This window comes from Streptomyces violaceusniger Tu 4113 (assembly GCF_000147815.2).
Taxonomy (GTDB): domain Bacteria; phylum Actinomycetota; class Actinomycetes; order Streptomycetales; family Streptomycetaceae; genus Streptomyces; species Streptomyces violaceusniger_A.
The window spans coordinates 558,239-581,808 of sequence record NC_015957.1 but is presented as its reverse complement, the minus strand read 5'-3'; the positions used below and the strand labels follow the sequence as shown (position 1 = coordinate 581,808).

The 23,570-nt window shown below is 71.0% G+C and carries 22 protein-coding genes and 1 riboswitch; of the genes, 6 read left to right on the top strand and 16 right to left on the bottom strand.

Going from position 1 to position 23,570, the window contains the following annotated elements; all coding sequences use genetic code 11:
• Nucleotides 1–10: 10 nt before the first annotated feature.
• The 7 genes from STRVI_RS02630 to STRVI_RS02600 form a co-directional block, all read right to left on the bottom strand.
• A complete protein-coding gene (locus STRVI_RS02630) occupies nucleotides 11–2,500 on the bottom strand; it encodes an NADH-quinone oxidoreductase subunit G (RefSeq protein WP_014054068.1) in 2,490 nt (829 codons plus the stop codon).
• Nucleotides 2,497–3,879 carry an NADH-quinone oxidoreductase subunit NuoF gene (gene nuoF / locus STRVI_RS02625; RefSeq protein ID WP_014054067.1) on the bottom strand — a complete coding sequence of 461 codons (1,383 nt, stop codon included), beginning with the start codon at nucleotides 3,877–3,879 and terminating at the stop codon, nucleotides 2,497–2,499. Before nuoF ends, STRVI_RS02630 begins: the two co-directional genes overlap by 4 nt.
• Nucleotides 3,879–4,688: an NADH-quinone oxidoreductase subunit NuoE gene (gene nuoE / locus STRVI_RS02620; RefSeq protein ID WP_050993878.1), complete on the bottom strand. Its 810-nt coding sequence runs from the start codon at nucleotides 4,686–4,688 to the stop codon at nucleotides 3,879–3,881. Before nuoE ends, nuoF begins: the two co-directional genes overlap by 1 nt.
• Before the next feature lie 17 nt (nucleotides 4,689–4,705).
• Nucleotides 4,706–6,040 (bottom strand): NADH-quinone oxidoreductase subunit D, encoded by a 1,335-nt coding sequence (locus STRVI_RS02615; protein ID WP_014054065.1) that lies wholly within the window; start codon nucleotides 6,038–6,040, stop codon nucleotides 4,706–4,708.
• The gene (locus STRVI_RS02610; RefSeq protein ID WP_014054064.1) at nucleotides 6,040–6,783 is read right to left on the bottom strand and encodes an NADH-quinone oxidoreductase subunit C; all 744 of its coding nucleotides are present in this window, start codon (nucleotides 6,781–6,783) and stop codon (nucleotides 6,040–6,042) included. The genes STRVI_RS02615 and STRVI_RS02610 overlap by 1 nt, the downstream gene beginning before the upstream one ends.
• A gap of 91 nt (nucleotides 6,784–6,874) precedes the next feature.
• The gene (locus STRVI_RS02605) at nucleotides 6,875–7,429 is read right to left on the bottom strand and encodes a NuoB/complex I 20 kDa subunit family protein (protein WP_014054063.1); all 555 of its coding nucleotides are present in this window, start codon (nucleotides 7,427–7,429) and stop codon (nucleotides 6,875–6,877) included.
• A 32-nt stretch (nucleotides 7,430–7,461) separates the two neighbouring features.
• Nucleotides 7,462–7,821, bottom strand: a complete 360-nt coding sequence (locus STRVI_RS02600) for an NADH-quinone oxidoreductase subunit A (RefSeq protein WP_014054062.1) — start codon at nucleotides 7,819–7,821, stop codon at nucleotides 7,462–7,464.
• A gap of 714 nt (nucleotides 7,822–8,535) precedes the next feature.
• On the opposite strand from STRVI_RS02600, the gene STRVI_RS02595 reads away from it, so the two are divergent.
• The gene (locus STRVI_RS02595) at nucleotides 8,536–9,351 is read left to right on the top strand and encodes a C40 family peptidase (RefSeq protein WP_014054061.1); all 816 of its coding nucleotides are present in this window, start codon (nucleotides 8,536–8,538) and stop codon (nucleotides 9,349–9,351) included.
• Nucleotides 9,352–9,480: 129 nt separating this feature from the next.
• Here STRVI_RS02595 and STRVI_RS02590 read toward each other — a convergent pair whose 3' ends face one another.
• A complete protein-coding gene (locus STRVI_RS02590; RefSeq protein WP_014054060.1) occupies nucleotides 9,481–9,900 on the bottom strand; it encodes a CBS domain-containing protein in 420 nt (139 codons plus the stop codon).
• A 254-nt stretch (nucleotides 9,901–10,154) separates the two neighbouring features.
• On the opposite strand from STRVI_RS02590, the gene STRVI_RS02585 reads away from it, so the two are divergent.
• A complete protein-coding gene (locus STRVI_RS02585; RefSeq protein WP_014054059.1) occupies nucleotides 10,155–10,937 on the top strand; it encodes a VOC family protein in 783 nt (260 codons plus the stop codon).
• A gap of 156 nt (nucleotides 10,938–11,093) precedes the next feature.
• Here STRVI_RS02585 and STRVI_RS02580 read toward each other — a convergent pair whose 3' ends face one another.
• The 6 genes from STRVI_RS02580 to STRVI_RS02555 form a co-directional block, all read right to left on the bottom strand.
• Nucleotides 11,094–12,404 carry a geranylgeranyl reductase family protein gene (locus STRVI_RS02580; RefSeq protein WP_014054058.1) on the bottom strand — a complete coding sequence of 437 codons (1,311 nt, stop codon included), beginning with the start codon at nucleotides 12,402–12,404 and terminating at the stop codon, nucleotides 11,094–11,096.
• Between the two features lie 239 nt (nucleotides 12,405–12,643).
• On the bottom strand, nucleotides 12,644–13,336 hold the full coding sequence (locus STRVI_RS02575) for a demethylmenaquinone methyltransferase (RefSeq protein WP_014054057.1): 693 nt from the start codon (nucleotides 13,334–13,336) through the stop codon (nucleotides 12,644–12,646).
• Between the two features lie 54 nt (nucleotides 13,337–13,390).
• Nucleotides 13,391–13,840 carry an imidazolonepropionase-like domain-containing protein gene (locus STRVI_RS02570; protein WP_014054056.1) on the bottom strand — a complete coding sequence of 150 codons (450 nt, stop codon included), beginning with the start codon at nucleotides 13,838–13,840 and terminating at the stop codon, nucleotides 13,391–13,393.
• Nucleotides 13,840–15,039, bottom strand: a complete 1,200-nt coding sequence (mqnC, locus tag STRVI_RS02565; RefSeq protein WP_014054055.1) for a cyclic dehypoxanthinyl futalosine synthase — start codon at nucleotides 15,037–15,039, stop codon at nucleotides 13,840–13,842. The genes STRVI_RS02570 and mqnC overlap by 1 nt, the downstream gene beginning before the upstream one ends.
• A gap of 106 nt (nucleotides 15,040–15,145) precedes the next feature.
• Nucleotides 15,146–16,930, bottom strand: coding sequence for a serine/threonine-protein kinase (locus STRVI_RS02560; protein ID WP_014054054.1), 1,785 nt, complete (start codon nucleotides 16,928–16,930; stop codon nucleotides 15,146–15,148).
• Between the two features lie 110 nt (nucleotides 16,931–17,040).
• Nucleotides 17,041–17,898 (bottom strand): menaquinone biosynthetic enzyme MqnA/MqnD family protein, encoded by an 858-nt coding sequence (locus tag STRVI_RS02555; RefSeq protein WP_043237721.1) that lies wholly within the window; start codon nucleotides 17,896–17,898, stop codon nucleotides 17,041–17,043.
• A gap of 356 nt (nucleotides 17,899–18,254) precedes the next feature.
• Between STRVI_RS02555 and STRVI_RS02550 the strand changes: the two genes are divergently transcribed.
• Nucleotides 18,255–18,458, top strand: a complete 204-nt coding sequence (locus tag STRVI_RS02550; RefSeq protein ID WP_014054052.1) for a cold-shock protein — start codon at nucleotides 18,255–18,257, stop codon at nucleotides 18,456–18,458.
• Nucleotides 18,459–18,552: 94 nt separating this feature from the next.
• Here the strand turns inward: STRVI_RS02550 and STRVI_RS02545 are convergent, their stop codons facing one another.
• Complete coding sequence (locus STRVI_RS02545) at nucleotides 18,553–18,999, bottom strand: cupin domain-containing protein (protein ID WP_043235315.1); 447 nt, start codon at nucleotides 18,997–18,999, stop codon at nucleotides 18,553–18,555.
• 143 nt (nucleotides 19,000–19,142) lie between these two features.
• Here STRVI_RS02545 and STRVI_RS02540 point away from each other — a divergent pair, with 143 nt between their 5' ends.
• Both STRVI_RS02540 and STRVI_RS02535 read left to right on the top strand, forming a co-directional pair.
• A complete protein-coding gene (locus STRVI_RS02540) occupies nucleotides 19,143–20,234 on the top strand; it encodes an AraC family transcriptional regulator (RefSeq protein WP_014054050.1) in 1,092 nt (363 codons plus the stop codon).
• Nucleotides 20,235–20,333: 99 nt separating this feature from the next.
• On the top strand, nucleotides 20,334–21,497 hold the full coding sequence (locus STRVI_RS02535; RefSeq protein ID WP_014054049.1) for a lipase family protein: 1,164 nt from the start codon (nucleotides 20,334–20,336) through the stop codon (nucleotides 21,495–21,497).
• Between the two features lie 120 nt (nucleotides 21,498–21,617).
• Here STRVI_RS02535 and STRVI_RS02530 read toward each other — a convergent pair whose 3' ends face one another.
• Complete coding sequence (locus STRVI_RS02530; protein WP_251982853.1) at nucleotides 21,618–22,232, bottom strand: TetR/AcrR family transcriptional regulator; 615 nt, start codon at nucleotides 22,230–22,232, stop codon at nucleotides 21,618–21,620.
• Between the two features lie 221 nt (nucleotides 22,233–22,453).
• On the opposite strand from STRVI_RS02530, the gene STRVI_RS02525 reads away from it, so the two are divergent.
• Nucleotides 22,454–23,470, top strand: coding sequence for an alpha/beta hydrolase (locus STRVI_RS02525; protein ID WP_014054047.1), 1,017 nt, complete (start codon nucleotides 22,454–22,456; stop codon nucleotides 23,468–23,470).
• 6 nt (nucleotides 23,471–23,476) lie between these two features.
• A riboswitch (guanidine-III (ykkC-III) riboswitch) is annotated at nucleotides 23,477–23,542 on the top strand.
• Nucleotides 23,543–23,570: the final 28 nt, after the last annotated feature.

Sequence of the window (23,570 nt, the reverse complement as noted above, 5' to 3'; positions counted from 1 at the left end):
GCGAGATACCTCACTGGGTCACCTCCGTCGCGGGGGCAGTGATCGTGACGACATCACCGGGGCGGGCTCCCAGATCGCGGTGGACACCGCCGCCGACGGAGGCCAGCGGCAGCCAGACCACCCGGTCGGGCATCGGGGTGATGCTCAGCGGCAGTTGGACCGAGCCGGCCGGGCCGCTGACGCGGAGGATCTGGCCGTCCTCGACGCCCGCCTCGCCCGCTGTGGCGGCCGACAGCCGGGCCACGGCCGCGTGGCGGGTCCCGGCCAGCGCCGGATCGCCCTCCTGCAGCCGGCCCTGGTCGAGCAGCAGCCGATGGCCGGCGAGCACCGCCTCGCCCTCGGCCGGCCGGGGCAGCGGGCCGCCCGTCTCCAGCGAGGCGGTGGCGCGCGGGCCCTGCCAGGTGCCGAGCCGGGTCATCTCGGCGCGTACGGCCTCGACGTCCGGCAGCTCCAGGGGCGCGTCCAGCGCGTCGGCCAGCATGTGCAGCACCCGGGCGTCCGGCAGCGTATGACGGCGGGTCATCTGGTCGGGTTTGAGCGCCGCCTCGAACGGCCGGGCCCGCCCCTCCCAGTTGAGGAAGGTGCCGGACTTCTCGACGACCGCCGCGACCGGCAGCACCACATCGGCCAGCTCGGTGACCTCCGAGGGCCGCTGCTCGAGGCTGACCACGAAGTCGACGGCGTCCAGGGCCTCCAGCGCCCGCGCCGGATCGGGCAGATCGGCGACCTCGACACCCGCGACCAGCAGCGCGCCGAGCCCGCCGACCGCCGCGGCCTCGATGATCTGGCCGGTGTCCCGGCCCACCTGGTGCGGCAGGTCGCTGGTGCCCCAGACGGAGGAGACCTCCTCGCGGGCCCGCGGGTCGTGGGCCGGGCGGCCGCCGGGCAGCAGCCCGGGAAGGGCGCCCGCCTCGATCGCGCCCCGCTCCCCCGCCCGGCGCGGAATCCAGGCGAGTGTGGCCCCGGTGGCGGCGGCGGCCCGTACGGCGGCGGTCAGCCCGCCGGCCACGGACGCCAGCCGCTCGCCCACGATGATCACCGCGCCCCCTTCGCGCAGCGCCTCGGCGGCCCGCTCCCCGCTCTCGTCCAGACCGGTGCGGCCCGCGATGGCGTCCAGCCACTCCGGCTCGGTGCCGGGGGCGGCCGGCAGCAGCGTGCCGCCCGCCTTCTGCAGGCCCCGGGTCGCGTGGCCGGCCAGCGAGAAGGTGCGCTGTCCGTGCTTGCGGTGTGCCTTGCGCAGCCGCAGGAAGACGCCGGGCGACTCCTCCTCGGACTCGAAGCCCACCAGCAGCACGGCCGGGGCCTTCTCCAGCGTGGCGTAGGTGAGCCCGCCGCCGTCCAGGTCACGCCCCCGGCCCGCGATATGGGTGGCCAGGAAGTCGGCCTCCTCATCGCTGTGCGTACGGGCCCGGAAGTCGATGTCGTTGGTGTCCAGGGCGAGCCGCGCGAACTTCGCGTAGGCGTACGCGTCCTCGACGGTCAGCCGGCCGCCGGTGAGCACGCCGGTACGGCCGCGCGCCATCCCCAGCCCCTCGGCCGCCGCGTCCAGCGCCTCGGGCCAGCTCGCCGGCTCCAGCTTCCCCGTCTCACGGTCGCGCACCAGCGGCGTGCTGAGCCGCTCGGGCAACTGCGCGTAGCGGAAGCCGAAGCGGCCCTTGTCGCAGATCCACTCCTCGTTGACCTCGGGGTCGTCCGCCGCCAGCCGCCGCATGACCTTGCCGCGCCGGTGGTCGGTGCGGGTCGCGCAGCCGCCCGCGCAGTGCTCGCACACACTGGGCGAGGAGACCAGGTCGAAGGGGCGGGAGCGGAAGCGGTACGCCGCCGAGGTCAGGGCGCCCACCGGGCAGATCTGGATGGTGTTGCCGGAGAAGTACGACTCGAACGGGTCGCCCTCGCCGGTGCCCACCTGCTGCAGCGCGCCCCGCTCCAGCAGCTCGATCATCGGGTCGCCCGCGATCTGGTTGGAGAAGCGGGTGCAGCGCGCGCACAGCACACAGCGCTCGCGGTCCAGCAGCACCTGGGCCGAGATCGGCACCGGCTTGGCGAAGGTGCGCTTCTTGCCCTCGAAGCGGCTGTCGGCCTGTCCGGCGCTCATCGCCTGGTTCTGCAGCGGGCATTCACCGCCCTTGTCGCAGACCGGGCAGTCCAGCGGGTGGTTGATCAGCAGCAGCTCCATCACCCCGCGCTGTGCCTTCTCGGCCACCGGGGAGGTGAGCTGCGTCTTGACGACCATCCCGTCGGTGCAGGTGATGGTGCAGGAGGCCATCGGCTTGCGCTGGCCCTCCACCTCGACGATGCACTGGCGGCAGGCGCCGGCCGGGTCGAGGAGCGGATGGTCGCAGAACCGGGGGATCTCGATGCCGAGCAGTTCGGCGGCACGGATGACCAGCGTCCCCTTGGGGACCGAGATCTCGATCCCGTCGATGGTGACGGAGACCAGGTCTTCTCGCGGCACCGCCGCCTCCCCGCCCGACGAGGGTGCGTTGGTGGTCACGGTCATGCGTTCACCCCCAGGTGAGTGGAGCGCGGCTCGTCGGCCCAGACGGTCGACTTGGCCGGGTCGAACGGACAGCCTCCGCCGGTGATGTGCTGCTCGTACTCCTCGCGGAAGTACTTCAGCGAGGAGAAGATGGGGCTGGCCGCGCCGTCGCCGAGGGCGCAGAAGGACTTGCCGTTGATGTTGTCGGCGATGTCGGCCAGCTTGTCGAGGTCGTCCATGCGCCCCTTACCGGCCTCCAGATCGCGCAAAAGCTGCACCAGCCAGTACGTGCCCTCGCGGCAGGGTGTGCACTTGCCGCAGGACTCATGCGCGTAGAACTCGGTCCAGCGGGTCACCGCCCGTACCACGCAGGTGGTCTCGTCGAAGCACTGGAGCGCCTTGGTGCCCAGCATCGACCCGGCCGCGCCCACGCCCTCGTAGTCCAGCGGGACGTCCAGGTGCTCCTCGGTGAGCAGCGGGGTGGACGAGCCGCCCGGGGTCCAGAACTTCAGCCGGTGGCCGGGGCGCATCCCGCCGCTCATGTCGAGCAGTTGGCGCAGGGTGATCCCGAGCGGGCCCTCGAACTGTCCGGGATTGGCCACATGGCCGGACAGCGAGTAGAGCGTGAAGCCCGGGGACTTCTCGCTGCCCATCGAACGGAACCATTCCTTGCCCTTGTTGAGGATCGCGGGAACCGAGGCGATGGATTCGACGTTGTTCACCACAGTGGGGCAGGCGTACAGACCGGCGACCGCGGGGAAAGGGGGCCGCAGCCGGGGCTGGCCGCGGCGTCCCTCCAACGAGTCCAGCAGCGCGGTCTCCTCACCACAGATGTACGCGCCGGCGCCCGCGTGCACGGTGATGTCCAGACCGGGAAGTCCGTCCACCCCGAGCTTGTCCCGCCGCCGTTCCGCCGTACCGAGGTAGCCCGCCTCGTACGCCTCGCGAACGGCCTCGTGCAGCCGCCGCAGCACGGGGACGGTCTCGCCGCGCAGATAGATGAAGGCGTGCTCGGAGCGGATGGCATGACAGGCGATGACCATGCCCTCGATGAGCGAGTGCGGATTGGCGTAGAGAAGGGGGATGTCCTTGCAGGTGCCCGGTTCCGACTCATCGGCGTTGACGACGAGATAGTGCGGCTTGCCGTCGCCCTGCGGAATGAACTGCCACTTCATTCCGGTGGGGAAGCCGGCGCCGCCACGTCCGCGCAGACCCGCGTCCTTCACCAGCGCGATCACCGCGTCGGGGTCCATGGCGAGGGCCTTGCGCATGCCCTCGTAGCCCTCGTGCCGCAGATAGGTGCGCAGGGCCCAGGAGTTCGGCTGGTCCCAGAAGGCGGAGAGCACGGGTGCCAGCAGCTTCTCGGGGCTGTGCCCATTGACCTCGGTTGTCACGGTCATCACTCCCCCTCCTCGGCGACCGGACCTGCGGGGTGGTGCGGATCGGAGGCGGAGGTCCGCTGCGGCGCGTCATGCGAGCTGGGATGCGTCGGCGGCGCCTCGTCCTGTGGGGCGTCAGCGGACCTCGGCGAGACGACCCGGCCGGGCGCGGTCTCCCCCTTGGCCAGCCGCAGCCCGACCAGCGAGGCGGGGCCCGCGGAGCCACCGGCCTCGACGGCGCCCGGACGGGCGTCGGGGAAGCCGGCCAGGATCCGGGCGGTCTCCTGGTAGGTGCACAGTGGCGCGCCCCGGGTCGGCTCGACCGTCCGGCCCGCCCGCAGATCGTCGACCAGCCCCTTGGCGGACTCGATGGTCTGGTTGTCGAAGAACTCCCAGTTGACCATCACCACGGGCGCGTAGTCGCAGGCCGCGTTGCACTCGATGTGCTCCAGGGTGACCTTGCCGTCCTCGGTGGTCTCCCCGTTGCCCACGCCCAGGTGGCTCTGCAACTCCTCGAAGATCGCGTCGCCGCCCATCACCGCGCACAGGGTGTTGGTGCACACCCCCACCTGATAGTCGCCGGAGGGCTTGCGCCGGTACATCGTGTAGAAGGTGGCGACGGCGGTGACCTCGGCGGTGGTCAGCCCCAGCACCTCGGCGCAGAACCGCATGCCGGTGCGGGTGACATGGCCCTCCTCGGACTGCACCAGATGCAGCAGCGGCAGCAGCGCGCTGCGGCTGTCCGGGTAGCGGGCGATCACCTCCCGGGCGTCCGCCTCGAGCCGGGCGCGTACCTCGGCGGGGTAGTCGGGGGCCGGCAGCTCCGGCATCCCCAGCTGTACGTCTGTCACCGGTCCACTCCTCCCATCACGGGGTCGATGGACGCGACGGCCACGATCACATCGGCGACCTGACCGCCCTCGCACATCGCCGCCACGGATTGCAGATTGGTGAAGGACGGGTCGCGGAAGTGGACGCGGAACGGGCGGGTGCCGCCGTCGCTGACCATGTGGGCGCCCAGTTCCCCCTTGGGCGACTCGATCGCCGCGTACGTCTGTCCGGGAGGCACCCGGAATCCCTCGGTCACCAGCTTGAAGTGGTGGATCAGGGCCTCCATGGAGGTGCCCATGATGTTCTTGATGTGGTCCAGGGAGTTGCCGAGGCCGTCCGGGCCGAGCGCGAGCTGCGCGGGCCAGGCGATCTTCTTGTCCGCGACCATCACCGGACCCGGCTCGAGCCGCTCCAGGCACTGCTCGACGATCCGCAGCGACTGGCGCATCTCCTCCAGCCGGATCAGGAAGCGGCCGTAGGCATCGCAGGTGTCGGCGGTCGGCACCTCGAAGTCATAGGTCTCGTAGCCGCAGTACGGATCGGTCTTGCGCAGATCGTGCGGCAGCCCGGTGGCCCGCAGTATCGGGCCGGTCACGCCGAGCGCCATGCACCCGGCGAGGTCGAGATAGCCCACGTTCTGCAGCCGGGCCTTGAAGACCGGGTTCCCGGTGGCGAGCTTGTCGTACTCGGGAAGGTTCTTGCGCATCGTCTTGAGCAGGGCCCGGATCTGGTCGACCGCCCCCGGCGGCAGATCCTGGGCGAGCCCGCCGGGCCGGATGAACGCGTGGTTCATCCGCAGGCCGGTGACCAGCTCGAAGACGTCCAGGATCAGCTCACGGTCGCGGAAGCCGTAGATCATGATGGTGGTCGCGCCGAGCTCCATACCGCCGGTGGCGATGGCCACCAGATGCGAGGAGAGCCGGTTGAGCTCCATCAGCAGCACCCGGATCACCGTGGCCCGGTCCGGGATCTGATCCTCGATGCCGAGCAGCTTCTCGACGCCCAGGCAGTACGCCGCCTCGTTGTAGAAGGGCGTCAGATAGTCCATGCGCGTCACGAAGGTGGTGCCCTGCGTCCAGTTCCGGAATTCGAGGTTCTTCTCGATCCCGGTGTGCAGATAACCGATTCCGCAGCGGGCCTCGGTGACCGTCTCGCCGTCGATCTCCAGGATCAGCCGGAGCACCCCATGGGTGGAGGGGTGCTGCGGACCCATGTTGACGATGATCCGCTCGTCGTCGGCCTTCGCCGCGGCGGCCACGACCTCGTCCCAGTCGCCGCCGGTGACGGTGTAGACGGTGCCTTCGGTCGTCTCGCGTGCGGAGGCAGAAGGCGTTGCGTGGGGGGCAGTCATCAGCTGTACGACCTCCGCTGGTCCGGAGCAGGGATCTGGGCGCCCTTGTACTCGACGGGGATGCCGCCGAGCGGGTAGTCCTTGCGTTGCGGGAAGCCCTGCCAGTCGTCGGGCATCATGATCCGCGTCAGCGCGGGATGACCGTCGAAGATCAGGCCGAAGAAGTCGTAGGTCTCGCGCTCATGCCAGTCGTTGGTCGGATAGACATCGACGATCGACGGGATGTGCGGATCGCTGTCGGGGGCGCACACCTCCAGCCGGACCACCCGGCCATGGGTGAGCGACCGCAGGTGGTAGACGGCGTGCAGCTCGCGGCCCTTGTCGCCGGGGAAGTGCACCCCGCTGACGCCGGTGCACAGCTCGAAGCGGAGCGCCGGGTCGTCGCGCAGGGTCCGGGCGACCCGCGGGAGGTGCTCGCGGGCGATGTGGAAGGTCAGCTCATCGCGGTCCACGACGGTCTTCTCGATCGCGTTCTCCGGGAGCAGCGACTGCTCCTCGAGCGCGCCCTCGAGTTCGTCGGCGACCTCGTCGAACCAGCCCCCGTACGGCCGGGTGGCCTGGCCGGGCAGCCGTACGGGGCGCACCAGCCCGCCGTAGCCGGTGGTGTCGCCGCCGTTGTTGGCGCCGAACATCCCGCGCTGGACGCGGACGGGCTCGCCCTGGTCGCCGCGGCGGCCGGGGAGGTTCTCAGCGTTGAGGTCCTTGTCCGGGTTGACCCCGTTGGACCCATTGGCCTCGGTCAACGCCTTTCCCCTCCGTTCGCTTCTCCGCCCACGAGGCGCAGAGGTGCGGCCTTCGTCGCCGTCTGCGGCCCGGTGGCCTCGTGTGCGTCGCTCACCGAAGAAGCCCCTTCATCTCGATCAACGGCAACGCCTTGAGCGCCGCCTCCTCCGCCTCACGGGCCGCACGCTCGCGATTGACGCCGAGCTTCTCCTCGCGGATCTTCTGGTGCAGCTTGAGGATCGAGTCCAAGAGCATCTCGGGGCGCGGCGGACAGCCGGGCAGATAGATGTCGACCGGGACGATGTGATCGACGCCCTGCACGATCGCGTAGTTGTTGAACATCCCTCCGGAGGAGGCGCAGACGCCCATGGAGATGACCCACTTCGGGTTCGGCATCTGGTCGTAAACCTGGCGCAACACCGGGGCCATCTTCTGGCTGACGCGCCCGGCGACGATCATCAGGTCGGCCTGGCGGGGCGAGCCGCGGAAGACCTCCATGCCGAAGCGCGCGAGGTCGTAGCGCCCGGCACCCGTGGTCATCATTTCGATGGCACAGCAGGCCAGGCCGAAGGTGGCCGGGAAGACGGAGGACTTACGGGCCAGCCCGGCGGCCTGTTCCACGGTGGTGAGCAGGAACCCACTCGGGAGCTTCTCTTCGATACCCATGCGATGTTTCCCCTATCTCCTCTTGAGCCCCTTTAGTCCCACTCCAGGCCGCCGCGCCGCCATACGTAGGCGTAGGCCACGAAGACGGTGAGCACGAAGAGGAGCATCTCCACGAGCCCGAACAACCCGAGGGCGTCGAAGGTGACGGCCCAGGGGTAGAGGAAGACGATCTCGATGTCGAAGACGATGAAGAGCATCGCCGTCAGGTAGTACTTGATGGGGAAGCGCCCACCGCCGGACGGATGCGGAGTCGGCTCGATGCCGCACTCATAGGCCTCGAGCTTGGCCCGGTTGTAGCGCTTGGGGCCGATGATCGCGGCCATGAGCACCGAGAAGATCGCAAAACCTGCCCCGAGGGCTCCCAGTACGAGGATGGGCGCGTATGCGTTCACCGTCCTCGCTCCCTTCAGTCGACGATGACTGCTTGGCGGACCGCACGGACATGCCGGTCACCCCACGAAGATCGCGCACATGTGAGGCAGTTCACAAGCCCGTTTCGCCTGCATCCTATGCCCGTCGGTCTGTGATCTGCGACACGGGGTACGACAACGTCTTTGTGATCTCCACCACCTGACGAAGGATCATGAAGTCGGATGAGCGGTGATCTTGTACGTGAAGCATCCGAACGACCACGAGAAGTGACATTCCGAGACGTCATCACAGGTGAGCGCGTTGCGCTCCTACCAAGACATGGTACATACATGCAAATTTGCGATGGACTTTGTCGCCCTGATAAGCGTCCGCCATCCTCACGGGCGACTCTCATCCCGGGCGTCGATCGATCACGGGTCGATCACCGATTGATCACCGGCTCGCGCACGCGTTCACGAGCGGCTCGGAGCGAGTGAGGTATCCCACGCCCGAACCGGTTGTGGATCTAGATTTCCCGGGAATCCTTTGTACGCGGGCCGCATCGGTGGTAGATCGCCCGTAGACACCGTATGGCCGCCAAATGCCGTGCGTAGAGACATGATCGAGAAATTCGGGCATGGCTGACGAGGGGCCCACGAAGATCGTTTGGTCCGATTTTTGGGCGTGTGCACGTCAAATGTGGCGCACCCCACTTTTGTTGATCTGGGCCTTAGGGCCCTGATAGCCAGGGACCTATGTCCCCAGTCGCACACATACCCAGCCACCGGAAGCCCCGCCGTGCCGCGTCCACGCGTGCACTCCGCGCAGGGATGACCGGTGGCTTCCTCACCCTCGCGGTGGCCGGTGCCGCCGTGCCCGCCTCCGCCACGGAGTCCAAGGCCGCCCCGGCCGAGTCCACCCTGGAAATGCCGACCGTCAGCGCCACGCTGGCGAGCACGGCCGCCCAGACCGCCGACGCCACGCAGCAGGCCGCGTCCGACTACGAGCTCCGGGCACAGCAGGAGCAGGCGGAGGCCCACGCGAAGATCGCCGCCAAGAAGGCCAAGGCGGAGGCCGACCGTAAGGCGAAGGAAGCCCGCGAGGCGGCCCGTAAGGCGGCCGCCAAGCGTGCGGCCGAGGCCAAGGCCCAGGCGGCGAAGGCGTCGCGCTCCGCCGAGCGCACCACGCTGTCCACCACCAGCGTCAGCAACGCCACCGGCAACACCGCCACGCTGATCAGCTTCCTGAAGGCGCAGCTCGGCAAGGCGTATGTGCTCGGCTCCAGCGGTCCGTCCTCCTACGACTGCTCCGGGCTGACCCAGGCCGCCTTCAAGCAGATCGGCGTGAGCCTGCCGCGGGTCTCCCAAGACCAGTCCACCACCGGCACCTCGGTCTCGCTGGACTCCCTGCAGCCGGGCGACCTGCTCTACTGGGGCAGCGCCGGCAGCGCGTACCACGTCGGTGTCTACGTCGGTGGCGGCAACTTCATCGGCGCCCAGAACTCGAGCACCGGGATCGTCGAGCGCCCGCTGGACTACGACATGCCCACCGGGGCCGTGCGCGTCCTGTAAGGCGGCGCGTTCCCGTAAGGCGCGCGTCCTGGCGGCGCGTCCTGATTAAAAAATAGGCGCACCTCCCGACACATGGGCCCGGGGCCGCCGTCCCACCGCGGACGGCGGCCTCACGACCCCATCGCGCGCCTACTGCGCGTAGACCTTCTCCAGGAACTCGCCGAGGAGGTCGTCACTGAGGTGGTGCGCCAGATCCGCCTCGGAGATCATTCCGACCAGCCGCTTGTTCTGGTCGATCACCGGCAGCCTGCGGATCTTGTGCTCCTCCATCTCCCGCAGGACGTCGGTGACATCGGCGTCCGCGGGAATCCAGCGCGGGGTGCCCTCGGTGAGCTGTCCGACGGGCGTCCGGGACGGATCGCAGTTCTCCGCGATGCATCCGACCACGATGTCGCGGTCGGTGACGATGCCGCACAGCCGCTCGTTGCTGTCGCTGACCGGCAGGGCCCCCACGCCCAGGTCCCGCATCATCTGGGCGGCACGCAGCACCGACTCGTTCTCCGGAATCCACTGCGCGCCCGGGTGCATGATGTCCGCTGCCTTCGTCATGGTGTACCTCCTGCCAGGCCCACCGGCGGTGGAACCTGCCCTGTGAGCCCCATCGATCCGGCGTCACCGCGGCTGGCGCGCACGGCGCCCCCTGCCTTCATTGTCACCACCGCCCCACGGCGACGTCATGTCGAGCCCGGCGGCGGCTGTCGGTGCCCGGTGCCAGACTGAGTAACGAGGCAATCCCGGACAGAGCGAGGCAATCGCCAGCAGGACTTCCCGCGTCTTCGCGCTCGACCGTCGAAGGAGCGCCCATGCTCACCACCGATTACGTCCCCGGCGCCCCCAACTGGCTCGATCTGGGCGCCCCCGACACCGAAGCGGCCGTGGCCTTCTACGGCTCCCTGATGGGCTGGCGCTTCGAGTCGGCCGGCCCCGAGGCGGGCGGGTACGGCTTCTTCACCCTGGGCCGGAAGACCGTCGCGGCCGTCGGGCCGCTCACCGAGGAGGGCGCACGGTCCGCCTGGACGCCGTATTTCCACACCCGTGACGCCGAGGAGACCGCGCGGACCGTCGAGCAGTCGGGCGGCACGGTGCGGCTCGCTCCGTTCGACGTCTTCGAGGAGGGGCGGATGGCCCAGTTCACCGACCCCGGCGGCGCCCGCTTCGCCATCTGGCAGCCCGGCAGGACGGCGGGGCTGGACGCGGTCAACGACCCCGGCGCCCTGTGCTGGACCGAGCTGCACTCCCCCGATCCCCCCAGGGACCTGGCCTTCTACCGCAAGGTCTTCGGCTGGGACGCCGAGGAGATGTCCTTCCCCGGCGGGGCGTACACGGTGCTGATGACCACCGGCGCCGGCCGGGAGGGCTCCTTCGGCGGCGTCGCCCAGCTCCAGGAGGGGCATTCGACGCCCCCGCAGTGGCTGCCGTACTTCGAGGTGGCGGACTGCGACGCGGTGGTGGCCAAGGGACAGGACCTGGGCGGTTCGGTGCTGATGCCGGCCATGTCGGCCGAGGGGATCGGCCGGATGGCCTGGCTGGCGGATGTGGTCCGGGCGCCGTTCGGCGTCATCGCGAGCGGCGGCCCGGGCGCCTGAGCGCTCCGCTGGAAGTGCCGCAATACGTGGTCGGCCGTCTGCGGCGTCGCCGTGGCTGTGGTCGCGCCCCCCGGCGGAGCCGCATATTGATACAGCCCCGCGCCCCTTCGGGGCGCTTGGCCGCCCTTCGGCCGGGCCGAGGCCCTTACGGGGCCGTCAGGCTCGCGGGGTCACCTTGGTGAGGCCGTTGATGATGCGGTCCATCGCGTCGCCGCCCGTCGGATCCGTCAGATTCGCCAGCAGCTTCAGGGTGAACCGCATCAGCATTGGATGCGTCAGCCCGCGCTGCGCCGCCAGCTTCATGACCTTCGGATTGCCGATCAGCTTCACGAACGCCCGGCCCAGCGTGTAATAGCCGCCGTAGGTGTCCTTGAGGACCTTCGGGTAGCGCTGGAGGGCCAGTTCGCGCTGGGGGGCGGTGGCGCGGGCATGGGCCTGGACGATCACGTCTGCGGCGATCTGCCCGGATTCCATCGCATAGGCGATGCCCTCGCCGTTGAACGGGTTGACCATGCCGCCCGCGTCACCGACGAGCAGCAGCCCGCGGGTGTAGTGCGGCTGCCGGTTGAAGGCCATCGGGAGCGCTGCGCCGCGGATCGGGCCGGTCATGTTCTCCGGGGTGTAGCCCCAGTCCTCCGGCATCGAGGCGCACCACGCCTTGAGAACCTCGCGCCAGTCGAGCTCCTTGAAGGAGGACGAGGTGTTGAGGACGCCCAGGCCCACATTGCTCGTGCCGTCACCCATTCCGAAGATCCAGCCGTAGCCGGGCAGAAGCCGGTCCTGCGCACCGCGCCGGTCCCACAACTCCAGCCAGGACTCCAGGTAGTCGTCGTCATGGCGGGGCGAGGTGAAGTACGTCCGCACGGCCACGCCCATCGGACGGTCCTCGCGCCGGTGCAGCCCCATGGCGAGCGAGAGCCGGGTGGAGTTGCCGTCGGCGGCGACCACCAGGGGCGCGTGGAAGGCGACGGGCGTCTTCTCCTCGCCCAGCTTCGCGTGGACCCCGGTGATCCGGCCGGTGCGCTCATCGGTGATCGGGGCGCCCACATTGCAGCGCTCGTACAGCCGGGCCCCGGCCTTCTGCGCCTGCCGCGCGAGCTGCTCGTCGAAGTCGTCGCGCTTACGGACCAGGCCGTAGTTGGGGTACGCGGCCAGATCCGGCCAGTCGAGCTGCAGCCGCACCCCGCCTGCGATGATCCGCAGGCCCCGGTTGCGCAGCCAGCCCGCCTCCTCGGAGATGTCGATGCCCATGGCCACGAGCTGCTTGGTGGCGCGCGGGGTCAGACCGTCACCGCACACCTTCTCGCGCGGAAAGGCCGTCTTCTCCAGCAGCACCACATCCAGCCCCGCCTTGGCGAGGTGGTACGCGGTGGTGGAGCCGGCCGGTCCGGCGCCGACGACGATCACATCGGCGCTGCGCTCCGAGATCCCAAAGGACGCGCTCTCGGTGGGTGCGGTCTCGCTCACGCGGGTCTCCCCAAGCCTCGGTAACGGCGTGCCGGTCACGCCGGGCACTGGACAGCTGCAGTCTATGGGGGGCGTAACTCCGGCACTCGCGAAGGGGCGCAGGGAGCCGTCCCCCGCGGCCCGGCCGGTGACCGCCTTACGGCTCGTATGCCGCGTGCGTGGCCGCCTTACGGCTCGTACGGCCGCCTTACGGCTCGTAGGGCCACGTTACGGCTCGTAGGGCCGCGTTCGTGGCCGCCTTACGGCTTGTACGCCCGGTGGAGGGCCACCACGCCGCCGGTGAGGTTGCGCCAGGCCGGCCGCTCCCAGCCCGCCGACCGCAGCCGGGCGGCGAGACGGGGCTGGTCCGGCCAGGCGCGGATGGACTCGGCGAGGTAGACATACGCGTCCGGGTTGCTGCTGACCGACGTCGCGATCGGCGGCAGCGCGCGCATCAGATACTCGCTGTAGACCGTGCGGAACGGCTCCCATGTGGGGTGGCTGAACTCGCAGATGACGACCCGTCCGCCGGGCCGGGTCACCCGCAGCATCTCGCGCAGCGCCCCCTGCGTGTCCTGGACGTTGCGCAGCCCGAAGGAGATCGTGACGGCGTCGAAGACCCCGTCCGCGAAGGGCAGCCGGGTCGCGTCGCCCGCCGTCAGCGGCAGCCGCGGATGGCGCTTCTTGCCCTCCCGGAGCATCCCGAGCGAGAAGTCGCACGGCACCACGTACGCGCCCGCCGCCAGGAACGGGAGCGAGGACGTCCCCGTACCGGCGGCGAGGTCGAGCACCCGCTCACCGGCGCGCGCGTCCACGGCCCGGGCGACTGCCTTGCGCCACAGCCGGGCCTGCCCGAGCGACAGCACATCGTTGGTGAGGTCGTATTTGGCCGCCACGCCGTCGAACATGGCGGCGACTTCGTGCGGCTGCTTGTCCAGGGATGCTCGGCTCACGCCCCCATTGTTCACCTCCCGCGCCCCGTGCCCCCGCCCGGGGCCCGGCGTGCCTCAGCGGCGGCGGTGCACCAGCCGCCCCGCCACCACCGTGGCCAGGCATGCGCCGTCCGCGTCGAAGACGGCCAGGTCCGCGCGGCCCGCCAGGGCGAGCACGGGCGGCCGGGGCCGGTCCAGGACGGTGATGCCGCCCCGGTGGGCGGCCGCGCGCAGCTCGGCGTCGCCGAGGTGCTGCGCGAGGACGGCGGTCGCGCCCCGCCGCAGCAGGGCGTGAATCCGCTCCCGCGGGCTGGGCGCGTCGGGGACCGGGCCCTCGTGGACGAGAGCCGGGCCGAGCTCCCCGGGCCACTCCCGCACCCGGGCCCGCGGAAAGGCCCGCCGCAGCTCCTCCAGGGGGCCGATGGCCGCGATGCGGTCGCCGTCGACCGCGACGGCGGCCTCGTGCAGCGGCGCCGCGTCGTCGGGGGTGTACCGGACGACGGGCGCCGCGTGGAGCGTGAGCATCAGGACGCCTGGATCACCGTCAGCTCGGGGTGGGCCGTGCCACCGTCGATCGCCGTCGAGGACAGATGCGAGACGACGTGGTCGTCGACCGGGTCGTTCGCCGGGTCGTCGTGCACCACCAGGTGCTCGTACGTCGTCGCGCGCTGCGCGGGGACCCGGCCGGCCGCGCGGATGAGGTGGAGCAGCTCCATCCGGTTGGAGCGGTGGCGGGCGCCCGCCGAGGAGACCACGTTCTCCTCCAGCATCACCGAGCCGAGGTCGTCCGCCCCGTAGTGCAGGGCCAACTGGCCGGCCTCCTTGCCCACGGTCAGCCAGGAACCCTGGATATGGGCCACGTTGTCGAGGAAGAGCCGGGCGATGGCGATCATCCGCAGGTACTCGAAGACGGTCGCCTGCGTCTGGCCCTTCAGATGGTTGTTCTCGGGCTGGTAGGTGTACGGGATGAAGGCGCGGAAGCCGCCCGTACGGTCCTGCACATCACGGATCATGCGGATGTGCTCGATCCGCTCGGCGTTGGTCTCGCCGGTGCCCATCAGCATGGTGGAGGTGGACTCCACGCCGAGGTTGTGGGCGATCTCCATGATCTCCAGCCAGCGCTCGCCGGACTCCTTGAGCGGTGCGATGGCCTTGCGCGGCCGCTCGGGCAGCAGCTCGGCGCCCGCGCCCGCGAAGGAGTCGAGACCGGCCGCGTGGATACGGCGGATGGCCTCCTCGGCCGGGACGCCCGAGATCCGCGCCATGTGCTCGACCTCGGACGCCCCCAGCGAGTGGATCACGAGCTGCGGGAACGCCTTCTTGATGGCCGAGAAGTGCTTCTCGTAGTACTCCACGCCGTAGTCCGGGTGATGGCCGCCCTGGAACATGATCTGCGTGCCGCCCAGCTCGACGGTCTCCGCGCAGCGCCGCAGGATGTCGTCGAGATCGCGGCTCCAGCCCTTCGCCGTGTCCTTCGGCGCGGCGTAGAAGGCGCAGAACTTGCACGCCGTGACGCAGACGTTGGTGTAGTTGATGTTCCGTTCGATGATGTACGTCGCGATGTGCTCGGTGCCCGCGTAGCGACGGCGCCGGACCGCGTCGGCGGCGGCCCCCAGCGCGTGCAGCGGGGCCGAACGGTAAAGGTCGAGCGCCTCTTGTGGGGTGATCCGACCCCCGTCGGCGGCGCGGTCGAGGACTACCTGCACCTCTGCGTTTGCGGTCACCGGGGCGTACCTTTCGGAGGTTTATGGGTGGACCGACCCAGCGTACGCCAGCGCCTTTTCGCCAGTACGAGTACGTGTCGGGCACACCAGCGCCGCCCGCCCCCGCTCATTCCAGCTTGCGCAGAGTGCCCGTGGGGTCACCCGCCTGATCGTCCTTCGCCTGGTAGCTGAGCGCCCCGTCGGAGGTGAGGGTGAACTGCTCGTCCGTCGAGGCGTCGCTGCACCCCTGCTGGGGCTCGGAGCCCTTCAGGCGCGCGTCGAGGTGGAGTTGTTTCGGAGCCGCCGAGACCAGCTTCCAGGTGCTGTCGCAGCGCAGCACCGACAGCTTGACCCGGCCACTGGCGACGTCCTGCCCGGTCCGCCCCTGCCGGAAGGTGATGGTCAAGGTGCCCACCGGGATGCCCGAGTCGGAGGTCAGATCGCCCTGCCAGGTGCCGAGGAACGCCTTGGGCACGGCGCCCTTTCCGGAGCCATCGTGAGCTCCGTCTCCCGGGTTCCGTCCGGTGGCGGAGGGGCGGGGGTCCGCGGCGCCCTGGTCGCTGTTGTCGCCGGAGCCTCCGGGCAGCACCTTGAAGAGCACGGCGGCGGTCGTCGCGACGGCCAGCGCGCCCGCGACGGACAGGACCAGCGTGCAGCTCAGCGCCTTGGGGCGCTTCTTACCGCCGACGGCGGCGGAGAGCGCGACACTTCGGCCGCCCGGTTTCGACGACGGCGGGTAGGGGAGCGGGGGCCCGGTCGGCTGATCCTTCGGGGGCAGCCCGTTGGCGTACGACGGGTCGGGCGGGCCGAAGGCGCCCAGCAGGGGTGAGGCCGGGGCCGGGGTGGGCGGCGGGGTCGGTGAGTCCGCGGCGGGCGGCTGGGTGGTGGAGGGCTCGGCGGCGGGTGGCTCCGTGGCCGACGGCTCGGCCGAGGACGGCCCTGTGGATGACAGTCCTATCGATGACGGCCCTATAGCGGGCGGCTCGGCCACGCGCGGCGGTGCCACGGCCTCCGCCTCCAGGTCGAGCAGCTCCACCACCTGCCGGCTCACCCGCTCGACCAGCGCCCCCGGCAGCCAGCCCGGCCGCGCGAGCCCCGAGGCGCCGTCCTCCGGGGCGAGGCGCCGCACGATCCGCTCGGGGGTGGGGCGGTCGGCCGGGTTCTTGGCAAGGCACGCGGCGACCAGATCGCGCAGGTCACCCGTCAGCTCGGGGCCGAGCCGGGGCTCGTCGTGCACCACCTTGTAGAGCAGCGCGGCCGAAGTGTCGCCCGGGAACGGCGGCTTGCCGGTCGCCGCGTACGCCAGCACCGCCCCCAGGGAGAAGACATCGGCCGCGCCCTCGACGCCCTCGCCCAGGATCTGCTCGGGCGCCATATAGCCGGGCGAGCCGATGGAGGCGCCGGTCGAGGTCAGTGACACCGTGCCCTCGGTGGCCCGGGCGATGCCGAAGTCGATCAGACGCGGACCGTCGAGCGCGAGCAGCACATTGGACGGCTTGACGTCGCGGTGGACCAGGCCGAGGGCGTGCACCGCGGCCAGGGCCTCGGCGAGCCCCGCGCCCAGGGCCCGCACCGCCGACTCGGGCAACGGCCCCTCGTCGGACACCGCCTGGTTGAGCGGAGGGCCCGCCACATAGCCGGTGGCCACCCACGGAATGCGCGCCTCCGGGTCGGCGTCCAGGACCGGCGCGGTAAAGGCGCCGCCGACCCGGCGCGCGGCGTCGACCTCGCGCCGGAAGCGGGCGCGGAACTCCTCGTCCAGCGCGAAATGGGCGTGCACAACCTTCACCGCTACCGTGCGCCCGCCCACGCTGCGTCCCACAAAGACCCGGCCCATCCCGCCCGAACCGAGCCGTCCGAGCAGCCGGTACGCGCCGATGACCTGCGGATCGTCCGCTCCCAGCGGATCCATCGCGTTGCCTCCCCCTCCGTGCGCCGGTCCAGCTTAGGCGGTGTTCCCGCCATCCACGCAGGTCGGTGCGGCCCGGAAGGTCAGGTCGGCTCAAGTCAGGTCGGCTCAGGTCAGGTCAGCAGATCGACCCGGACGTCCGCCGGGTATCCGGTCGTCGGACCCGTACGGCGGGCGAACTCCGCGATGCCCTGCAACTGCTCCGCGCCCAGGCTGAAGTCGAGGGTGGTGAAGTAGCGCTCCAGCACCGACGACTCGAGCTGCTCCCAGCGCGCCGCCTGCTCGGCGACCTTGCCGACCTCTTCCAGGGAGACGTTCCGCGACTCCAGGAACGCCTGGTGCACGCCCCGGACGATCTCCGGCTCCCGCTCCAGGTACTCGCGGCGGGCCGCCCACACCGCGAAGACAAAGGGGAGCCCGGTCCATTCCTTCCACATCTGCCCCAGGTCGTGGACCTGGAGGCCCAGCCGGGGGGCGTCGTGGAGATTGGCCCGCAGCGCGGCGTCGCCGATCAGCACCGCCGCGTCGGCCTCCTGCATCATCAGGCTGAGGTCGGGCGGGCAGGTGTAGTAGTCGGGCGTGAGCCCGTACCGCTCGGCGAGCAGGAGCTGAGCCAGGCGTACGGAGGTGCGCGAGGCGGAACCGAGTGCGATGCGCGCCCCGTTGAGCTGCTCCAGCGGCAACTGCGAGACGATCACGCAGGACATCACGGGCCCGTCGCAGCCCACCGCGATGTCGGGGAGCGCGACGAGATCGTCCGCATTGCGCAGATACTCCACCAGGCTGATCGGACCGATGTCGAGATCGCCGCGGACCAGCAGGTCGTTGAGGGCATCGGGAGATGCCTTGGTGAGCTCGAAATCCAGGAGCGATCCGGTCCTGGCGAGGCCCCAGTACAACGGCATGCAATTGAGGTACTGGATGTGCCCCACTTTTGGCCGGCTGAGCCGATGACCGACAGAGGGCCTGATGCTTTCGGAAGCGTCCTGGGTACTCCGCGAGGGGGAACTCGGTGAATTGTCCACGTCTCGGAGGCTAGCCCCGCTCGCCCCCGGTAATGGCGGCGGGGTGGTCGGCCGGCCTTGCGCTGACCGACCGGTAAGCGCTCGACCTGCGATCTTATCCATCTTGGAGGCCAGGGAAACCCCTCGTTTTCGTGATCTTCGGCTCTTTCCTCGTGCACACGGAGCGTGCTAGGCTCGCCGCAAGTTGCAGTTTGGTTTCCTTGCAGTACAGAGCCTGCGGAGCATGTAACCGCGGGCTTTTGTAGTTTTCAGACTTCTTGCAGGTTCTGGAGCAGGGCAACCCTTTGGCCCAAGGAGGGCTTATGGCTACCGGAACCGTCAAGTGGTTCAACGCCGAGAAGGGCTTCGGCTTCATCGCCCAAGACGGCGGCGGCCCCGATGTCTTCGTTCACTACTCCGCGATCAACGCGACCGGCTTCCGTTCTCTTGAGGAGAACCAGGCCGTGACCTTCGACGTCACTCAGGGCCCGAAGGGCCCACAGGCGGAGAACGTCAGCCCCGTCTGATCCAGCAGCACCACCTAAGGAGCCCTGCTCCCCGCCTGGCGGGGAGACGGGGCTCCTGCCTTTTCTGCCTTTTCCCGGAGCCTCGCGGGGACGGTCAGTCCTCCAACAGCCGGAAGTCGGCGAAGTCGAAGCCCGGGGAGACCACACAGCTCACCAGGACCTCCTCGTCCGCCGCCGGACGGGCCGACTGCCAGGTGCCCGGCGGGACGACGGCCTGGGGGCGCTGGCCGGAGGCGATATCGGAGCCCAGGACCAGCTCCGTGGGGGTCGCCTCCGGGCCGTCGCCCGTACCGCCCAGCCGGAGCTGCAGCGGGCCGCCGCTGTGCCACAGCCACAGCTCGGCCGAGCGCACCACATGCCAGCGGGACTCCTCACCGGGAGTCAGCAGGAAGTAGATCGCCGTGGCCGTCGCGCGCTCGCCCTGGTACCCCGGCAGCCGCACCGTGACATCGCTGCGCCAGGTCTCCCGGTACCAGCCGCCCTCCGGATGGGGCTCGAGGCCCAGCCATTCGGCTGTCGCGGGCCGCCGGGATGTGGTCATGTCCCTCACCGCTTTCACAGGTCCGTCCGGGCCGTCGAGGATAGCCCGTAAGGCGCTCGCGTCGTCCTTAAGGTGCTCACGCCGCGTAGGGGTCCAGCGACGCACCGCTGACGCAACGCCCCGATCGGGCTACGGTTTCGACCATGGGGCGCGGGCGGCGGACGGTGACGGTGCACCATGTACGGGCCGCGCTGCGCGGTGCGCAGCGGCTCGGCCTCGACACCGTCCCCCTGCTGCAACGGGCCCGGATACCCCCGCTGTTGCTCACCGACGACCGCGCCCGCGTCTCCCCCGAGCAGTTCGCCCGGCTGGTGCGCGCCCTGCACCGGGCCACCGGGGACGAGTTCCTGGGGCTGGGGACCATCCGCAGCCGCCCCGGCACCTTCGCGATGATGTGCTACGCCTCGCTGGGCTGCCCCGACCTCGGCACGGCGGTGGAGCGCGGGGCGCGCTTCTACCGGCTCTTCCCCGGCGGACCCAATCTGGCCCTGGAGCGCGGCGAGGGCCACGGCCGGGAGGCGGTGTTGGCCCTGCGCGGCGGGCTGGGCCCGCATGCTGACGGCCTTACGGCGGCCGAGCACCACATCGTCGCCGAATGGCTCATGCTCATCTGGCACCGGCTCGCCGGCTGGCTGATCGGACGCCGGGTCCCGCTGCTGTGGGCCCAGTTCGCGTATCCCCCGCCCCCGTACGCCGACGACTACGAGCCGCTCTTCGGCTGCCCGCCCCGCTTCGGCGCACCGCGCACCGCGGCCGGTTTCGACCGCCGCTGGCTGACCGCCCCCGTCGTCCAGGACGAGTCCACGCTCCAGACGCTGCTGCGGCACGCGCCCGCCGGGCTGCTCAGCCGCCGCGCCTACGGGACGACCGTCGCCGAGCAGGTACGGCACGCGCTCACCGGGGCGCTGCGGGCGCGCGGCGGCCCGGCGACGAGCCCACGCGGCCGGCGCACCACGCGGCTCCCGGAGCTTCCCGAGGTCGCCGCCCGGCTGGCGGTCAGCCCGGCGACGCTGCGGCGGCGGCTACGGGAGGAGGGCACGTCCTTCCAGGAGCTCAAGGACACCGTGCGGCGTGACGAGGCGGTCAGCAGCCTGGCCGAGGGGGTCGAACCCATCGCCGACCTGTCGGCACGGCTGGGCTTCTCCGAGGACACGGCGTTCCACCGGGCGTTCCGGCGCTGGACCGGGTCAACCCCGGGCGCATACCGACATGAGACATGGAGTCAGCAAATCTGAGCGCCGCGGTCAGCCACAGACATTCCGCCCGTCCTTACGGTCCTCCCACAGCGACTCGGCACCACCAGAGCGCCGCCCCCGCACCGTTGGGAGAGCCGTATGCGCATCCGCACCACCGTGCTCGCCACCCTCGCCGCACTGGCCCTGGCCTCGGCGCCACCCGCCGCCGCGGCCATCTCGGGCGCCCCGGCCGCCGGTACCGGCAGACCCGGTGACATCCTCACCTCCGCCCCCACCGCCTTCCGGACCCAGCCCGGGGTGCCGACCGCGACCAGGGCATGGCACATCACCTACCGCTCGACCACCGCCACCGGCCGCCCCGACGTCGTCTCCGGCACGGTCGTCGTCCCCGACGACGGCAAACAGGGCCCCCGACCGCTCCTCACCTGGGGCATCGGCGCCGTCGGCCTCTCCGACGACTGTGCGGTCTCCGGCCGGTTCCCGCAGGGCACCTCGATCGAGGCCCAGCTCATCGACCTCGCCCTGCGCCGCGGCTGGGCCGTCGCCGTCACCGACTACGAGGGCCTGGGCACCCCGGGCGACCACACCTATACGGCCGGCCGGTCCGAGGGACATGCCGTCCTGGACGCGGCGCGCGCCGCCCAGCGCCTTCCGGAGGCGGGGCTCTCACCGGACACTCCCGTCGGCATCATGGGCTACTCCCAGGGCGGCCAGGCGGCCGGCTGGGCCGCCGAACTGCACGCCTCCTACGCCCCCGAACTGCGGCTGAAGGGCACGGTCGCCGGAGGCGTGCCCGCCGATCTCCCCACGACGCTCGACTACAACGACGGCGGAGCGGGTGCCGGGCTCGCCCTTATGGCGCTCACCGGACAGGACGCGGCCTTCCCCGCGCTGCGGCTCGACGCGTACCTCAACGACCGGGGCCGCGGCTATGTGGACTTCATCAAGCGGAACTGCGTGGCCCTCAGCACCATCGCGGGGCTCTTCCAGCGCATGTCCGAGGTGACCGTAAGGGACCCGCTCACCAGCCCGGCCTGGCAACTCGCCCTGCGGTCCTCGTACTTGGGCACCCGTTCCCCCGACCGCCCCGTCTATCTCTACCAGGGCTTGCTGGACGAGCTGATCCCGTACCGGGTCGGCGAGGCGCTGCGCACCCGCTGGTGCGCCCGGGGCGCGCCGGTGGAGTGGCAGGACTATCCGCTCGACCATGTCACCACGGCGCTGACCGGGCTCCCGGCGGCCCTGGACTGGATGGCCGGGCGGCTGGCGGACGAGCCGACGCGGGGCAACTGCACCGCCTGAGGCCCGCCTGACGCCCGCCTGAGACCCGCCTGAGGCCAGACCGGCCCACACCTCAGCCGATCCACGCGTCAGCCGACCCCCGGGCCCCAGCCGACCCGAGCGCGTCACCCCACCCACACCTCACCCCACCCGCTCGGGCGACCATCCCGTCCCCTGGAGCAAATTCCCCAGCCCGGCCCAGGCGAAGTTCATCAGGGTGGCCGCGGCCTCCTTGGCCGAGTGCCCGCCCACTCTCCCGTCCCCCGCCCAGTCCGCGAGCGACTCGGCCGCGCCCACCAGCGCGTGCGCAAGCCCGGACACCTCGGTGCCCGCGAGGGTCCGGGCGCGCGCCGCGCCGCGGGCGTGCTCCCGCGCCGCCGCCCCTATCAGCTGCGTCACGAACTCCACGATCTCCGCCCGCATCGCGGCCACTTCGCGCGCGTAGGGCTGCCCATGCGTACGGGCCTGCACATGCAACAGCGTCCAGCCGTCGGGATGTTCGGCCGCATGTGCGAAGAAGCCGCTCAGCCCGCTCCACAACTGCCGGTCGGCGGGCGCGTCCCGCTCCACGGCGGCGCGCACCGCGGTCACCAGCGCCACGGCCTCCCGCCGTATGCACGCCGTGAACAGCTCTTCCTTGGAGTTGAGATAGAGATAGACCAGCGGTTTGGAAACCCCGGCCAACTCGGCGATGTCGTCCATCGAGGCGTTCTGATAGCCGCTGCGCGCGAAGGCCCGTACCCCCGCGTCCAGCATCTGCTGCTCCCGCACCGCCCGTGGTACGCGCTTGCTCCCCGTCGCCCCGCCCACGCAGGCCGCCCCCTTCGATCGTGCCCCCGCACACATATCGCGGTTAAGCCTACGTGGGACCACTGTCGGCGCTCTTGCCACGGCCGCCCGCCGACATCAAAGTTTCAACTGACCACGCACCGTGCCCCGTTCAGCTCCGTACGCAGCACCGCGAAGGAGAACGAACGATGCCGAACCGCCGCAGAGCCGTCGCCGCGCTCACCGCGCTGGCCGCCGCACCGCTCCTGACGTCCACCGCCGAAGCCCGCTCCCGGGAGCCCGGCCCCTCGAAGGCCCGTCCCGCGGAAGCCCTTGCCGGACGCCGGACGCCCGCCCGCGCGCGCCTCATCGCCGCGGACCGCGTCAGCGAGCGCGTCCTCGACCTGACGATCGACTCGCCCGCCCTGGGCCGCGAGGGCCATGCCCGCGTCCTCCTCCCCACCGGCTACGACCGCCGGCCCCACCACCGCTGGCCCGTCCTCTACCTGCTCCACGGCTGCTGCGACCCGGGCCCCGGCTGGGAGGCGTGGACCCTCAACACCGATGTCGAGGCCATCACCGCCGGCACCCCGGCCCTGATCGTCTCCCCCGAGGGCGGCCCCGTGGGCTTCTACTCCGACTGGTGGAACGGCGGCCACTACGGTGCGCCCGCCTGGGAGACCTTCCACCTGGCCGAGCTGCGCCCCCTCCTGGAGCGCGCCTTACGGGCCAACGGCCGCCGTACGATCGCCGGCCTGTCCATGGGCGGCTTCGGCGCCCTGTCCTACGCCGCCCGCCACCCCCGCCTGTTCCGCGCGGCGGCGTCCTTCAGCGGTGTCGTCCACACCACCCTGGATCCCGCCGGCATCCAAGGCATCCTTACGGGCCAGGGCGCCGACCCGACGGCCCTGTGGGGAGACCCCGCCGCCCAGTCCGCGCTCTGGGGCGCCCACAACCCGTACGCCCTCATCCCCCGACTCCCCCGCGGCTACCCGCTCTACGTCGCCTGCGGCAACGGCACCCCCGGCCCCCTCGACCCTCCGGACCGCCCCGAGGACACCCTGGAGCGCGGCCTCGGCGAGATGGCCCAGCGCTATGTGCGCCGCGCCCGCACCCACGGCCTGGCCGTCACCGCCCACCTCTACGGCCCCGGCACCCACACCTGGCCCTACTGGGAGCGCGAGCTCACCCGCGCCCTGCCCCTCCTCACCGCCCCGCTCCTCTGACGCCGGGACTTGCTACGGTCGAGAACAACCCGACGAGACGCGCCGTACCGGGCCCCGCAAAGACGACGCACCCCGTAACGAGAGACTTCACGGAGGTGCC